The organism is Microbacterium sp. NPDC058062 (genome assembly GCF_042885375.1).
GTDB lineage: Bacteria > Actinomycetota > Actinomycetes > Actinomycetales > Microbacteriaceae > Microbacterium > Microbacterium trichothecenolyticum_C.
This window is the reverse complement of record NZ_JBHVSC010000002.1, coordinates 535,468-550,457: the sequence shown is the minus strand read 5'-3', so window position 1 is coordinate 550,457 and position 14,990 is coordinate 535,468. Positions and strand designations below refer to the sequence as shown.

Below are 14,990 nucleotides of genomic sequence, written 5' to 3'. Positions count from 1 at the left end.
GAGGTGGTGCGATCTCAAAGAGGAGATGCCGAGCATGTCTGACACACCGTCCTTCGAACCTCCCGCGATGACGCTGCAGAACGCCCTGGATGCCGCCGGCTCCGCCGTCGGACTCTTGTGGCGGCCGGGAATCCCTCCCATCGACGTGCCGGTGGTTCCCGCCGAGGTCACCGGCTGGGAAGAGGAGCAGCGCGCGTGGACCGAAGGGGTGGCGCTCCTTGATCTGTCGCACCACATGACGGATCTGTTCATCGATGGACCGGATGCCGTGAAGCTGCTCTCCCGGGTCAGTGCGAACAACTACGAGACGTTCGCCGTCGGCCAGGCGAAACAGTTCATCACCGTCACGGAAGACGGATGGCTGATGCAGGACGCGATCCTGGCGCGCACCGGACCGGAGTCCTTCCTCCTGACCGGGATCGGTACGACCCACACCTGGGTGGTATACCACGCTGTCACCGGCGGTGACCACGTGACATTCGACTGGGACTTCTCATCCGACATCCGCGGCAACGACACGCCACGGCTGTTCCGCTACCAGGTGCAGGGACCGCGTGCGCAGGCGATGCTCGAGCCGCTGTTCGGCGACGCCCTGGACGACATCAAGTTCTTCCACTTCAAGACGGTGACACTGGACGGGCGGGAATTCTGGGCGCTGCGTCACGGAATGGCCGGACAGGCGGGCTACGAGTTCATCGGTGCGTGGCAGCACGCCGAATTCGTGAGGACGGCCCTGACCAACGCCGGCGAAAGTCACGGACTCGTCGAGGTGGGAGGCAAGGCCTACTACACCAGCGGAGTCGACAGCGGCTGGCTCGCGTGCCCGGTGCCGGGAATCTACACGAGCGAGGCGGAGGCGGGCTTCCGCAACTTCACCAGCGCATTCTCCTACGAGGGATTCGTCCCGTTGCAGGGCAGCTACTACTCCCCGAACATCGAGGACTACTACGTCAACCCCTACGAGATCGGGTACGGCCGCTCGATCCACCTCGGGCACGATTTCATCGGGCGGGACGCGCTGGCCCGGCGGCGCGACGATGTGCGCCGCGCGAAAGTGACTCTCGTATGGAACAAGGAAGACGTCGATCGGGTCTTCGGATCGGACCGTGACGTCGTGCGCTCTTATACGCGCGACCGTGTCGAGGTCGACGGTAGGCTGGTCGGGATCTCCGAGTACGCCGCCTCATCAGCGACCGAGGGGACGATCCACTCGATCGCCCGAATCGACCTGGCACATGCCGAACCCGGGTCCGAAGTGACCCTGCTGTGGGGTCAGCACCCCGGATCGAGCGACCCGGACTTCGATCAGTTTGAGTCGGTCAGGGCGACGGTGGCTCCGTCCCCGTACACCGAATACGCCCGCACCGGCTACCGAGAGACGACGGCATCATGACCGCCGTTCGTCGCGTCCTGATCCAGGGCGCCGGCATCGGAGGGCTCGCTGCGGCCACTGCCATGGCGCAGCGAGGCATCGACGTTCACGTCGTCGAGGGGGAAGGACGCACGGCGGTGGCCGGTGTCGGATTGAATCAGCCGCAGAACGCTCTCGACGCGTTGGAGAAGATCGGCGTCAAGCAGGCCTGCCTCGATGTCGGCTTTCCGTTCGAAGACCTCGTGATGTGGAACACCAACGGGGACAAGGTGATGGCCATCCCCCCGGTGAAAGGCCTGTACGGCTTCCCGTCCAACAATGCGATCGGCCGCCCTGTCTACTACGACATCCTGAAGTCGGCTGCAGAAGCCGCCGGCGCTCGGATCACGATCGGCCGCACGATCGACACGATGACACAGGATGCCGATGGCGTCGATGTCACCTTCGCCCGTTGGGTGGGGCGGCACGAGGACCCCGAGCCGGACCCCGACGCTCCCGTCGAGCGCTACGACCTCGTGGTCGGGTTCGATGGTGTCCGCTCGTCAGTACGCAACGCCATCTTCGGCGACAAGTACACTCCGACCTTCAGCGGCTCCGGAATCTGGCGAGCAACCATCCCCCGACCGGATTACCTCACCGAAGTGACCCTGGTGATGGCGCCCGGAAACGTGAAGGCGGTGCTCACCCCCATCAGTGCGACTCACATGTACTTCGGTCTGGTCACACCTGAACCGGGCAATCCTCGGCACCGACCCGAAGACTTCGTCCGCGACATCCGCGAGCGCACCTCGAGCTTCACCGGACGTCTCGCAGAGCTGCGCGACACGGTCTCGGATGATTCCATCGCCGTGTACACGGCGCTGGAGCACGTCGTGGTCCGGGAGCCGTGGTTCCAGGGTCGCATCGCGATCGCCGGCGACGCCGCGCACGCCTCGCCTCCGCACCTGTCCCAGGGTGCTGCGCAGGCTCTGGAGGATGCCGTCACGTTGGCCGAGCATCTCGAGACTTCCGATGATCTCGACGACGCGCTCAACGCCTGGTATCGCCGGCGCCACGACCGCACCTACCTGGTTGCGGACATGTCGCTCGCGATCCTGAAGTCGGAGACCGGGTCGGAATTGACCGAATCGGAGAAGAGCCTGATCGCACTGGGTGCACCCGGTGCGCTCGTCAAGATCGCGACCGAGCCCTACTGAGACATGCGCGCAGTCCAATTCCGTCAACACGGGGATCCATCCGTGCTCGAGATTCGCGAGATTCCGACCCCGACCCTGGAGCCGGACCATGTGAGAGTCCGGGTCGCGGCTGTGGCGTTGAACCCCTTCGATTACAAGGTGCGCCGCGGCTACATCCACACGGATCCGCCGACCACCTGGCAAGGCGTCGGCAGCGACCTCGCCGGTACTGTCGAAGCCGTCGGTGAGGCAGCAGCATACGCCGACGGCCGGCCGATCCGCGTCGGCGACGACGTGATCGGATGGGCCGACGACGGTGCACTGGCCGAACTCGTATCGGTGCCCGCCGGCCAGCTCGCCATCAGGCCTGCCGGGCTGAGTTGGGACGCCGCCGCGGCGATCATCAGGGCGGGTGTCACCGCGATGGCGGCTGCCGACACACTGGATGTCGGGCCGGGAGACGTCGTGCTCGTGAGCTCGGCGGCAGGATCGATGGGCGAGATCTTCTGCCAGCTCGCACGGTCTCGCGGTGCCCGCGTCATCGGCACAGCCTCGCCCAAGCACCACGATCGCCTGCGCGGCAGGGGAGTGGAACCGGTTGCCTACGGACCCGGCCTGACCCAGCGTGTGACTGCGGCTGCAGCACCCGACCGAGTCACCGCCGTGCAAGACAATCACGGCGGCGAGACGATCGACACGGCCTTCGAGCTCGGTGTGCCTCCGACGCGAATCTGCACCGTGGTGGACTACGCGGCGGCGCGTACGCGTGGAGTGCTGATGCCGCGGAACTACGACCGCTCGCCGGGTGCGGTGGAGAAGCTCGCCGCCCAGGTCGCCGACGGACAGTTCGCGGTCACCCTGCTGCCCCCTCTCCCGCTGGAACGCGTGCGCGAGGCGTTCGAACTGCTCGAGTCGCAGCATCCTGGCGGCAAGATCATCATCCACCCCCAGCCGGCAGAGGAGCCGGCCATCGGCGTCGACCAGACGACGCCAGCTCATTCACACCTCGAGTAAGGAACCAATTGATGGACGGGTACTTCTCCCTCGAAGACAAGATCCAGGCCACCGGCGGCAACCCCGCCGTGATGCTTCGCAACAACCCCGGCGTGCGTCACCCCTTCCCCTACCCGCCGGAGTGGACCAGTTGGCACACCGAGCAGTACGCGTGGAAGAACGGCTGCGTGCTGTTCGACCAGGGCGAGCACATGAGTGACATCTACTTCTCCGGCCCCGACGTCCGGCGACTGTTCTCGGATACCGCACTCAACGACATGTCGACCTTCACGCGCAATGACGCGAAGCAGTTCGTCGCGTGCGCGCCTGACGGCAGGTTCATCGGCGACGCCGTGCTCTTCGGGATGGAGGATGACTCGTGGAGCCTGGTTGGGGCTCCCATCGCCGCGAACTGGGTGCATTATCAGGCGATCGCCGGCGGATACGACGTGGAGGTGACTCTGGATCACGCCTCGCCGTACAACCCGGCTCCGCGAAAGCTCTGGCGCTACCAGCTGAACGGACCCCTCACACACGACGTCATCGAGGCCGTCGCGGGCAGGCAGATCGAGACACCGAAGTTCTTCGGCGTCGTCGAGTTCGAGATCGACGGAACCCCGGTGCGCGCCCTGAATCACACGATGTCCGGTGTGCCGGGCGACCGTCTCACCGGTCTCGAGCTGTACGGCCCCCGTGAGCATGCCGATCGCGTGATGATGGCGCTGATGCAGGCGGGAGAACCCCTAGGTCTGCAGCGCGGCGGTGCGCTGGCCTACGTCTCATCCGGACACGAAAGCGGCTGGTGGGCGGCACCGATTCCCGCGATCTTCTCCCAGCCGGAGCTGAAGGCGTATCGGGAGTGGCTGCCGGGGTTCGCAACGGAGGCCAGCCTGGTCGTCGACGGGAGCTTCGAGTCGCTGAACGTCGAGGACTACTACCTCGACCCGTGGGAACTCGGATACGGCCGTCTGATCAACTGGAATCACGACTTCATCGGCAAACAGGCTCTGGAAGAGCGTCGCGATGCCCCGCACAAGAAGAAGGTCTGGCTGGTGTGGAACGACGATGACTTCATCAGGTTGATGAGAGACGGGTTGTTCGGCGGAGACGACAGCCGGACGCGGATCGTCTCCCCCTCGAGCCTGTACACGCCGTCGCAGCACTATGACACGGTGCTGCGCGGAGACCGGTTCGTCGGGTTCTCGAACTTCGGCGGATACACCGTCAACATGGGCCGCGTCGTCTCCATCGCAACGATCGAAGAAGCAGATGCCGTCGACGGCGCCGAAGTCGAGATCGTCTGGGGCGAGCCCGACGGTGGGCGAGGCCGCAGGTTCATGGAGCCCCACCACGTCCAGACCAGAGTGCGCGCCACGGTCGCCACCCGTTCACCGGCGAAGGTGCCCGTGCAAGCCTGACGCGCGGAACCATACACGCAACGCCGACCGCGGCTGGACCGCGGTCGGCGTTGTCGTGCGCTGAGGCATCGCGTGGGCGTTCCGCCGCCCACCCTGGCGGAGTAGCCGCTCTTCACCCACTCGGCGCGCTGAGTGAATCCACTTTTAAAAACTCCTTGCATTTTACCTGCGCGCAAGTAAGAATCGCCACGTGAGCAATGTGACGAAGCATGCTGCAGGCGAGGATCGCGCCGGCAAGTCGCCCCAGGGGCGATCAGTGCCGAGGCTGCGAGCCGAGGGGCTCCGCTTGTCTTTCGGGGGGACACAGGCGTTGCGCGGTGTCGACCTCACAGTGGCGGTCGGTGAAACGGTGGCCGTCATCGGGCCGAACGGCGCGGGAAAGACGAGCCTGTTCAACTGCCTCACCCGCTCCTACCGCATCGACGCCGGCGAGATCGAGCTCGACGGTGAGTCGATCACCGCGATGCCCGACTTCACGGTCGCGCGCCGAGGGGTCGCGCGGACTTTCCAGCACCCGGTGCTCTTCCCCGAGATGACGGTCGCCGACAACATCGGATTCGGATTCGATCTGACTCGGCCGGTCGGATACTTCTCCGCGCTCCTGCGGCCCGGGAAGGTGAAGTCCGTCGCGGACGATCGCAGGCGGAGGGTCGAGGAGATCCTCGACACGGTAGGCCTCGCCGCCATGGCCGGTGTGCACGCCGGCGAGCTGCCGCAGGGTCACCGTCGCCTGGTGGAACTGGGTCGCGCGCTCGCGACGAACCCGAAGCTGCTGCTCCTGGACGAACCGGTTGCGGGCCTGAACGACCGGGAATCGGAGCACTTCGCTGAGCTGCTGCGTTCCGTGCAGGAAGAGGCGGGAATCTCGATCCTGTTGATCGAGCACGACATGCCGTTCGTCCTCGGTCTGGCCGACCGGGTCGTGGTGCTCAACTTCGGGCAAGTCATCGCGACCGGCTCCGCCGCCCAGATCCAGACCGATCCTCGAGTCATCGAGGCCTACCTCGGACCGTCGGTGGAGTCCTGATGAACTCGCAACTGCTGCAGACGCTGGTGTCGGGGGTGGCGGTCGGCTCGACCTACGCCCTGATCGCACTGGGATTCGTGCTCGTCTACTCCGCCACCCGGGTGCTCAACTTCGCGCAGGGCGCCTTCGTGCTGATCGGCGCGTATGCGACGTACCAGCTCGGCTCCCGCTTCGGGCTTCCCTTCTTCCTGGCCGTGCTGCTCGCAGCGATCATCTGCTCGGGGCTCAGCGTGCTCTTCGAACGATTCGTCGTCCGCCGCATCCCCCCGCACGATCACTTCGCCGCCGTCATGGTCACCGTCGGAGCACTCTTCGCTGTCGAAGCTGTGGTCGCCAGCATCTGGGGGGCGACGCCGATGAATCTCGGCGACCCGTGGGGCGTGGACACCGTTCCGTTCCTGGGTGCTGCGGTCGCCGTCGTCTCGATCTGGACGATCGCCGTCAGCGTGGTGCTTCTGACAGCCACCTTCGTGGTGTTCAAGTTCACCAAAGTCGGACTCGCGATGCGGGCAGCCGTCAGCGATCCGCTCGCGGCGACGGCCAACGGCATCAGCCTCAGCCGTGTCCGGCTGGGTGTCTGGGCCGCCGCGGGTGCAGCGGGAGCGATCGCCGGAGTCCTCATGTCCACGGGTGCCACCGGCGTGAGCCCTGCCCTCGGAATCGCGGCGTTCGCCGCCTTGCCCGCGATGGTCCTCGGAGGCCTCACCTCGCCGGTCGGAGCGATCGTCGGGGGGCTGATCACGGGGATGGTGCAGCAGCTGGCAGTGCTCTACCAGCCGCAGTACCTTCCCTTCCTCGGCGACGGGTTCCCGGCGGTCACCCCCTATCTGCTGCTGGTCGTCGTACTCCTGGTGAAGCCGTCGGGTCTGTTCGGCACACGCACGGTCGGGAGGTTCTGATGTCAACCCAGACACTGGTCGAGACGGTCAAGCCCCAGAGGGTAAGACTGACACCTCGGCGAATCGTGACGATCGCAATCGTCGCTGTCGTCCTCGTGGGCCTGTGGGTGGTGACACCCTTGATCCTCGACGACAGCACACTCACCAATCTCGCCTATTCGGGCATCTTCGCCATCGCAGCGGTGGGCCTGGTGCTCCTCTCGGGCTACGGCGGGCAGAGCAGCTTCGCGCAGCCGGCATTCATGCTGATCGGCGCCTACACGACGGTCAACCTGGGTGCGGTGCTTCAGCTCCCCATGGCCCTCTACCTGCTGGCGGCCGTTGCGCTGGCCGGGCTGATCGGAGCGGCTGTCGGGGTGCTGGCGCTTCGCCTCGAAGGCCAGCAACTGGCCATTGTGACCCTCGGCGTGCTGCTGGTGAGTCAGTACATCGCCTACGAAGCGACGGAGCTCACCGGCGGGGAGAACGGCAGGAGCGCGGCCGGAGCAAGCCGCGACCTCTTCGGGATCGATCTCGCCGCGCTCGGTGGATTCACCTCGAGCCAGTCGGAATTCTGGGTGGTCTGGGCGATCGTCGCCCTCGTCGCCTGGGCGTCGATGCGGCTCCTCCGCCAACGGCCGGGACAGGCGCTGATCTCCGTGCGGGAGAACGCCGCAGCGGCGTCAGCGCTCGGCGTCGACGTCCGCCGAGAGAAGTTGAAGGCCTTCACGTGGGCAAGCGCGCTCGGCGGTCTTGCGGGCGCTCTCTACGCGGCTTTCCAGCAGTACGCCACGCCGAGTGACTTCGGTCTTCTGCCTGCGGTGCTCCTGTTGGCGATGCTGGTCATCGGCGGCAGCCGCAGCGTCGTGGGGACCATCATCGGTGCGCTTCTGGTCTGGGGTGGCAAGCAGTGGGTGTCCGACAGCGCCAGCACGGGCGGCGTGCTCAGCTGGCTGGTCAAGGTGCCGGGCAGCACTGAGGGACTCATGGCTCCGGGGGACCTTGTGACGTTCATCTTCGGGATCGCGATCATCGTCGTCCTCCTCGTTTCGCCGGCTGGTCTCGCCGGCATCTTCACTTCTCTCCGGACCCGTGCAAGACGGTCTCGGCGCGCTTCGACGGCGCGCGTGCAGGCCTAACAATCGAAAGGACGTCGAAATGATCACACATCGTCGTGTCATCGCCCGAAGCATGGGCCTCGTCGCGCTCATCGCCGCCGGGAGCCTGCTCGTATCGGGCTGCACCCGCGGCGGGACCCCCGCCGCAAGCGAGTCCAGCGGCGAGATCGCGACCTCGCCGGGCTTCGACGGCGAGACCATCTCGCTGGGGCTGATCACCGTGACCAGCGGCCCGATCGCTCCGGTCTCCGCGCCGCTCATCGCGGCCCAGCAGGCGTGGGCGAAGTGGGTGAACGCGAACGGCGGCATCGAGGGCTACAAGGTCGAACTGAACATCACCGACTCCGGCTACAACCCCGCTCAGGCGATCCAGCAGTACGAGAGAACGAAGGGCGACGTGGCGATGTACGCGAACATCTTCGGCACGCCCATCGCGCTCACCTTGATGGAGCAGCTCCAGACCGATGACATCCTCGCGCTGGTGGGAACGGGCGAGGGCTCACTGCTGCGAGCGCCCAACGCGATCCTCGCGTTCACCCCGTACCAGTCACAGATCATCGAGGGCGTGGCCACGGGAATGTCTGAGCTGGATACTGACGATCCAACCGTCTGCGGCGCGGGTCTGGAAGGACCGCTCACCGAGAATACCCAGGCCGCGCTCGAATTCGCGGAAGATGAGCTGGGCTACACGCTCGGCCCCGTCGTGAGTGTCTCGCAGACCTCCACCGACGCGACTCCCCAGATCCTTCAGCTGCAGGCCGCTGAGTGCGACCTGGTGGCGATCCAGGGGGTTCCGGCTGTCACGACCGGCCTGCTGAGCGCGGCCGCGAAGCTCGGCTGGGAGCCGCAGTGGACTACGAGCGTCACCGGCTGGGAAGCCATCTTCGAAGACAACCCCATCTACGACTACGCACAGAAGAACCTCTTCATCACCGCCGACGTCGTGCCCTTCGGCTACGAGTCTGCAGAGGGCATGAGTGCTCTCGTTGAGGCGCACGATGAGTACACGCCGGATGTCGCGCCCACGGCGCCGTACGTCTCGGGGTGGACGCAGATGCTGGCCGTGCAGAGCGTCCTCGAGGAGGCGATCAAGCGCGGGGATCTCAGTCACGCCGGGCTCGTGGAAGCCTCCAGCGCGCTGTCGACGTTCGATCTGCAGGGCATCGGGGCCGCGTGGGGATGGGGCGAGCCCGCCGATCGCACCCCGCCCACAACGTTCAACGTCTACCGCCCCGACGCGTCGGTCGAGTCCGGTCTCGGTCTGGTCGAAGCAGACGTCCCGGCTCCGGACGCCGCCGTCAACTACCCCTACTGAGAATCACACGTCGATGTCATCGAGCAGCGCAGCCGCACTGGAGGTGCGTGATCTCACGGTCGCGTACGGCCAGCTCCACCCGACGTTGAACAACGTCAGCCTCACCGTCCCGCGGGGGAGTGTGGTCGCGCTGCTCGGTGCCAACGGCGCCGGCAAGACGACCACGATCTCAGCGGTGTCCGGGCTCTTGGGCGCCGCCGGAGGACGGATCGTGAGCGGATCGATCACGCTCGACGGCGCAGACCTGTCCGGCCTCGACGCCCGAGCTCGAGTACGCCGGGGGCTCTCCCAAGTCCTGGAGGGTCGGCACGTGTTCCCCGATCTCACGCTCGATGAGAACCTGCTGTGCGGCGCCATCACACGCCGCGACCGCGCAGAGGTAGCTGCGGATCTCGGCAGGGTGTACGAGCGCTTTCCCGACTTGGCGCATCGCCGAACCGAGAAGGCGGGCCTGCTGTCGGGCGGTCAACAGCAGATGCTCGTCATCGGGCGCGCGCTCATGAGCCGGCCCGCGGTGCTGCTGCTGGACGAGCCGTCGTTGGGCCTGGCGCCGGTCATCGTGGCACAGGTCGGCGAGATCATCTCCCGCATCCGCGACGAGGGAACATCGGTGCTGCTGGTCGAGCAGAACGTGCGCCTGGCTCTGGCGTTGTCCGATCACGCGTACGTGCTTGAGAACGGTGCCGTCGCACTCGACGGGCCGAGCGCCACGCTGCGCGACGATCCGCGGGTGCAAGCCGCCTATCTGGGTGGTCACCAGGGCGAGCACGTCCCGCTCGATCCCACCGCCGACTGACTGGCGTCGACAGACGACGCTCAACAAAGGAATGGAGTCTTCATGAGTGTGAATGACAAGGTCATCGTGGTCACCGGATCCGGTCGCGGAATCGGTCGTGACATCGCTCTTCGCGCCGCGCGGGAGGGCGCGAAGGTGGTCGTCAACGATCTCGGTGTCGCGGCCGACGGCAGCGGCCTGGACGCGACACCCGCAGAAGAAGTGGTTCGCCTCATCCGCGAGCAGGGTGGCGACGCGGTGGCGAATCTGGACAGCATCTCCGAGCCCGACAGCGCTCAGCGCATCATCGACACGGCCATCGAGACCTACGGCCGCGTCGATGTCGTGATCAACAACGCCGGATTCCTGCGGGATCGCATCTTCCACCGCATGTCGCCCGAGGAGTGGCAGGCCGTGATCCACGTGCACCTGGACGGCTACTTCTACGTGTCGCGGGCCGCAGCCCCCTTCTTCAAGGACCAAGGATCGGGTGCCTTCGTCCACTTCACCTCGCCGGCGGGACTCATCGGCAGTGTCGGGCAGGCCAACTACGCGGCGGCGAAGATGGGAGTCGTGGGGCTGTCCACGTCGATAGCCCATGACATGCGGCGCTACGGCGTGCGTTCCAACTGCATCGCGCCCTCCGCGTGGACTCGCCTGGTCGCCGGCATCCCGGTCGCCGACGACGCTGCCGCCGAGAAGAACAAGCACATGGAGCAGGCGATGGGCGCGGAGAAGATCTCGCCCCTCGCGGTGTTCCTCGCCAGTGACGACGCGGCCGGAATCACGGGCCAGATCTTCAAAGTGCGGGGCAACGAGGTCTTCCTCATGAGCCAGCCGCGACCGATCCGTTCCGTCCATCGCGATGGCGGATGGGATCAGTCGTCACTGCGCGACCACATGCTCCCTGCCTTGCGCGACTCGTTCGTCCCGCTCGAGACTCACCTGGAGCACTTCAGCTGGGAGACGATCTGAGTGAGCAGCGCGACGCTGGATCAGGAGAGGCTGCGCACATGGCCGTTCCGCGACGTCCGCGTGACCTACACCGAGAAAGACACGATTCTCTACGCGCTGTCGATAGGTCTCGGTGCCGACCCGACGGATGCCGCGCAGTTGCCTTACGTGTACGAGAGGGATCTCATCGCGTTCCCGACGATGCTGACAACGCTCGGGATGTACCAGGACGATCAGTTCATCACCGATCCGGGTGTGGGAATCGACCTGTCGCAGATGCTGCACACCGAGATGGCGCTGACGATCCATCGACCGTTTCCCGCAACGGGAGAAGTGCACAGCCGCATCTCGATCGACCGTCTGATCGACCGTGGGGAAGGTCGTGGAGCGATCCTCGACTTCTCGCGGCAGATGCGGTCGGCATCCGGTGAGCTCATAGCGACGGAGAGCGGCAGCTTCTTCCTGCGCGGCAACGGCGGATTCGGCGGCTCGAACGGCGAGAGGCCCAGACTTCCCGCCGTCCCAGACCGACCGGCGGACCGGACAGCGGAAATCGACACCTCCCGATCGGCGGCCCTGCTGTTCCGATTGATCGGCGACCGGAATCCCATTCACGTGGATCCCGAGGTCGCTCGACGCGGCGGCTTTCCGGCACCGATCCTGCACGGGGGATGCACGTTCGGCGTAGCTGTGCACGGAGTGGTCCGATCGCTCCTGAACTATCAGACAGAGCGGCTGCGACACGTCGGGGCTCGGTTCTCGGCACCCGTCCTGCCCGGAGACACGCTCATGATCGAGGTCTGGGACCACGGCGACGGCAGAGCTGCGTTCCGGGCGAGCGTTCCTGCTCGTGAGATGGTCGTGGTGGACAACGGCGTCGTGGTGCTCGATCAGTGAGCGCCGGGCTGCGTCACGCCGGCATGCTGTCGGAGTCCGTCGAGAGCGAGGCCGCCGCCGGAATAAGCGAGTCAGCCGTCGCATCCCCTGTCGGCGCCGGCTTCCAGTAGATCGCGTGTCGCCACAACTCGTAGAGCGTGTCGACGGCCTGGTCGTCGGTCATCTGAACGTCGTCGAATCCGCCCTGATGCTGCCAGAAGGCGCAGAAGTTCTCGACCATCAGCGTCAGTGCGGATGCGGCGAGGATCGGGTCGACGGTGGGGCAGAATCCCTCCTCCTGGGCGTGCCGGATTCCGCGGGCGACCATGTCGGTCGATTCACGCTGCAGCTCTTTCCACCGTTGGCGGAATTCCGGGTCGACAGCGGCCGCCTGCGTGATTCCCACGACTTCGCCCATTCGCCGGCGGTACGTCAGCCAGAAGGCCTGGATCTGCGGGCGCAGGTCAACCGGCGCACGGGGCCCAGTACGCCCTGCTTGTTTGACGGCCTCACGCAGCTCTTCGGAGAAGTTGTCGGCCAGGTCGGCGAGGAGCTCGGCCTTTCCGTCGTAGTGCTGGTAGAGCAGGCCGGGCGAGCGTTCGGCCTCCTCCGCGATGTCGACGAGGCGCGCGTTCAGGTAGCCGTCCCTGGCGAAGACCGTGCGGGCGGCATCCCTGAAAGCAGCGCGCGTGGCGAGACCGCGCTTGGTTCGCGCCATGTCAGCTCCTTCGTATTCTGGTGGGTGTCGGACATCGTCCTTCGTGAGCCGGGTGGCGGCGGAGTTGTACGAACCGAATGTATAAAACCCATGTCAACCTTAGCGAGGGAACGGCGTGATGACCCTGTCTTCACATGAACCGACGGTCGCGGCGGGTCGGGCGACGGCGAGCACGAGTCGTGGCGGCGCGTCGCGGAGGGAGCAGGTCCTCCACGAGGCCGAGGTGCTGTTCGCGGAACGCGGCTACGTCGAGACCAGCCTTGATCTAGTCGCTACCCGACTCGGCATCAAGCGGCAGGCCATCTATTACTACTTCCCTTCGAAGGACGCGATTCTGGTGGAGATCGTCGTCCGCACCGGCGGTGCCCTGAAACGGGCCGTCATGCCCACCTTCGACAGCGACCTCTCTCCCAGTGCGAAGCTCGAGCACGTCGTGCGAATCCACATCGATCACGTGCTTCGCAACTCCGAGAGCTTCCGCATCCAGTTCGCAGAGGTCCCCCGGATGGCTCCGGAGTTCATCCAGAAGGTGCGCCGCGACGAGCAGGCCTACGTCCGTCAGGTCGTTGCCGTGATCGAAGCCGGACAGCGAGAGGGTGAGTTCCGCCCGGGGCCAGCGGTACCTCTGGCCTTGATGCTCATCGGTATGTGCAACGCAACCCTGGAATGGTTCCAGCCGAACCGGCGCCTGTCGATCTCCGCGGCGGCCGAGCTGGGCGCGACGCTCGTGTTGCGCGGACTGCTCGTGAGGCCGCCCGCCGACGGCACCCCGCCCGACGTGGGCTCACCGAACTAGCGTCTCCTCCGCATTCTGGGTGACGTCATCCCACTGGGGCTCGCGCTTCTCCAGGAACGCTTGGATGCCTTCGCGACGGTCCACCGATTCCCAGGCGTCCACCCGGGCCTGCTCTTGCGCCGCGACGAGTGATTGGTCCTCGACGCCGCTTGCGCGACGCACGAGGTCCAGCGACGCACGGACCGCGGACGGGCTGTTGGCGGCGATCTGCTCGGCGACCGCCACGGCGCTCGCGAGGGCTGAACCGGTGTCGACGACCTCGGCGGCGAGTCCGAAGTCGTAGGCCTTCTCCGCCGTGACAGCCGCACCGGTCAGGAGCATGAGCATCGCTCGGCCGGTGCCGATGGACGCACCGAGTCGCACGAGTCCGCCCGCCCCGGCGACGAGGCCGCGCTTGACCTCGGGGAGCGAGAACGTCGCGCTCCGACCGGCGACCACGATGTCGCAGGCAAGGGCGAGCTCGCACCCCCCGCCGACTGCGGCTCCCTCGACGGCCGCGATGTACGGCTTCGTGCGGGTTCGGTAGACGAAACCCGCGAATCCTCCCTCAGGCGTGCTGATCGGTCCCACGCCGCTGACCGCGATGACGGAGAGATCGCCTCCCGAGGAGAAGTTGCCGGTACCGGTCACCACCACGGCTCGGATGGTGGAGTCCTCTTCGAACGCATCGACCGCAGCGACGAACCCGTCGGTCAACTCTCCGTCGAAGGCGTTGCGCGCGCTCGGCCGGTCCAGCGTGATGATCCCCACGCGCCCTCGGCGTTCGCTGTGCACGGGCATCAGCGCGCCTCCTCGATCCGCTCGATCCCGCGCAGGTCGAACGCCTCATCAAACGGTGCCCGATCGGTCCGGAACGCGTTGGCCGGGTGGTCCGCGTCCTCGTAGCCGAACGAGATGCCGCAGATGATGTGCTGGCTCTCGGGGATGCCGAGAACCTCGCGGACGACTTCGGCCTGCATCGCGATCGCCGCCTGTGCGATGGAGGCGACGCCGTGACTGGTGGCGGCAAGGAGGAAATAGGCGATGAAGGCGCCGGTGTCGACGTAGCCATACGGCCCGAGGCTGGCATCGCTGGTCACGATGGCCACGTGCGGTGCGCCGAAGAAGCGGAAATTCTCACGCATCTGCCGAGTGCGTCCCTCCACGTCGTCCCGGGTGATCCCGAGACTGTCGTAGAGGGCGAACCCCGATGCTCGCCGGCGATCGCGGAACGGACCGATGTACTGCTCCGGGGGTGGGACGTCACTCACACCATCGAAGGACACGGCCGCGGCCAGCAAGCGCTCGCGGAGGTTCGCCAGTTCGGGGCCGCCAAGGACGACCGCACGCCACGGCTGCACGTTCGACCACGACGGGCTTCGCTGCGCCGTCTCCAGGATCCGGCGGATCGTCTCGGGTGCGACCGGCTGATCCGTGAAGCCTCGGCAGCTGAAACGGCGGTCCATGAGTTCACGCAGCGCCGCGGGCGCTGAAGTCTCAGATTGGATCATGGTGGCCTCTCGTGGGGACACCGCACCTGTCACCCAGGGATGCCCGAATTGTGATGTTGAAATCATTTTCTACTTTGGCGGGGCC

At 66.3% G+C, this 14,990-nt stretch carries 15 protein-coding genes; 12 read left to right on the top strand and 3 right to left on the bottom strand.

Translation table 11 applies throughout. The annotated features are described in order from the left end of the window. The first annotated feature begins 34 nt into the window (after positions 1 to 34). The 11 genes from ACFVSU_RS07340 (at position 35) to ACFVSU_RS07290 (ending at position 11,922) form a co-directional block, all read left to right on the top strand. Positions 35 to 1,393: an aminomethyl transferase family protein gene (locus tag ACFVSU_RS07340; protein ID WP_387140188.1), complete on the top strand. Its 1,359-nt coding sequence runs from the start codon at positions 35 to 37 to the stop codon at positions 1,391 to 1,393. Further along, the gene (locus ACFVSU_RS07335; RefSeq protein WP_387140185.1) at positions 1,390 to 2,568 is read left to right on the top strand and encodes an FAD-dependent monooxygenase; all 1,179 of its coding nucleotides are present in this window, start codon (positions 1,390 to 1,392) and stop codon (positions 2,566 to 2,568) included. Before ACFVSU_RS07340 ends, ACFVSU_RS07335 begins: the two co-directional genes overlap by 4 nt. A 3-nt stretch (positions 2,569 to 2,571) precedes the next feature. Continuing rightward, a complete protein-coding gene (locus ACFVSU_RS07330) occupies positions 2,572 to 3,561 on the top strand; it encodes an NADP-dependent oxidoreductase (RefSeq protein ID WP_387140182.1) in 990 nt (329 codons plus the stop codon). 11 nt (positions 3,562 to 3,572) lie between these two features. Then, on the top strand, positions 3,573 to 4,958 hold the full coding sequence (locus tag ACFVSU_RS07325; RefSeq protein ID WP_387140179.1) for an aminomethyl transferase family protein: 1,386 nt from the start codon (positions 3,573 to 3,575) through the stop codon (positions 4,956 to 4,958). A gap of 286 nt (positions 4,959 to 5,244) precedes the next feature. Next, on the top strand, positions 5,245 to 5,985 hold the full coding sequence (locus ACFVSU_RS07320; RefSeq protein WP_387140176.1) for an ABC transporter ATP-binding protein: 741 nt from the start codon (positions 5,245 to 5,247) through the stop codon (positions 5,983 to 5,985). Then, entirely contained in the window at positions 5,985 to 6,884 is a 900-nt protein-coding gene (locus tag ACFVSU_RS07315; protein ID WP_387140172.1) for a branched-chain amino acid ABC transporter permease, read from the top strand. Before ACFVSU_RS07320 ends, ACFVSU_RS07315 begins: the two co-directional genes overlap by 1 nt. Positions 6,885 to 6,949: 65 nt before the next feature. Next, positions 6,950 to 8,002, top strand: a complete 1,053-nt coding sequence (locus tag ACFVSU_RS07310) for a branched-chain amino acid ABC transporter permease (RefSeq protein WP_387140169.1) — start codon at positions 6,950 to 6,952, stop codon at positions 8,000 to 8,002. Positions 8,003 to 8,021: 19 nt separating this feature from the next. Then, entirely contained in the window at positions 8,022 to 9,296 is a 1,275-nt protein-coding gene (locus tag ACFVSU_RS07305) for an ABC transporter substrate-binding protein (protein ID WP_387140166.1), read from the top strand. 13 nt (positions 9,297 to 9,309) lie between these two features. Next, positions 9,310 to 10,092, top strand: coding sequence for an ABC transporter ATP-binding protein (locus ACFVSU_RS07300; protein WP_387140162.1), 783 nt, complete (start codon positions 9,310 to 9,312; stop codon positions 10,090 to 10,092). A gap of 42 nt (positions 10,093 to 10,134) precedes the next feature. Further along, positions 10,135 to 11,046 carry an SDR family oxidoreductase gene (locus ACFVSU_RS07295; RefSeq protein ID WP_387140159.1) on the top strand — a complete coding sequence of 304 codons (912 nt, stop codon included), beginning with the start codon at positions 10,135 to 10,137 and terminating at the stop codon, positions 11,044 to 11,046. Continuing rightward, positions 11,047 to 11,922 (top strand): MaoC/PaaZ C-terminal domain-containing protein, encoded by an 876-nt coding sequence (locus ACFVSU_RS07290; protein ID WP_387140156.1) that lies wholly within the window; start codon positions 11,047 to 11,049, stop codon positions 11,920 to 11,922. It abuts the gene before it with no gap. A gap of 13 nt (positions 11,923 to 11,935) precedes the next feature. Here the strand turns inward: ACFVSU_RS07290 and ACFVSU_RS07285 are convergent, their stop codons facing one another. Continuing rightward, positions 11,936 to 12,619 carry a TetR/AcrR family transcriptional regulator gene (locus ACFVSU_RS07285; protein WP_387140153.1) on the bottom strand — a complete coding sequence of 228 codons (684 nt, stop codon included), beginning with the start codon at positions 12,617 to 12,619 and terminating at the stop codon, positions 11,936 to 11,938. 118 nt (positions 12,620 to 12,737) lie between these two features. Between ACFVSU_RS07285 and ACFVSU_RS07280 the strand changes: the two genes are divergently transcribed. Beyond that, a complete protein-coding gene (locus ACFVSU_RS07280; protein ID WP_387140150.1) occupies positions 12,738 to 13,415 on the top strand; it encodes a TetR/AcrR family transcriptional regulator in 678 nt (225 codons plus the stop codon). Here ACFVSU_RS07280 and ACFVSU_RS07275 read toward each other — a convergent pair. After that, positions 13,404 to 14,195 (bottom strand): enoyl-CoA hydratase/isomerase family protein, encoded by a 792-nt coding sequence (locus ACFVSU_RS07275; RefSeq protein ID WP_387140147.1) that lies wholly within the window; start codon positions 14,193 to 14,195, stop codon positions 13,404 to 13,406. The two genes, ACFVSU_RS07280 and ACFVSU_RS07275, sit on opposite strands and share 12 nt — an antisense overlap. After that, positions 14,195 to 14,860 carry a nitroreductase gene (locus ACFVSU_RS07270; protein ID WP_387141279.1) on the bottom strand — a complete coding sequence of 222 codons (666 nt, stop codon included), beginning with the start codon at positions 14,858 to 14,860 and terminating at the stop codon, positions 14,195 to 14,197. Before ACFVSU_RS07270 ends, ACFVSU_RS07275 begins: the two co-directional genes overlap by 1 nt. Between the last annotated feature and the right edge of the window lie 130 nt (positions 14,861 to 14,990).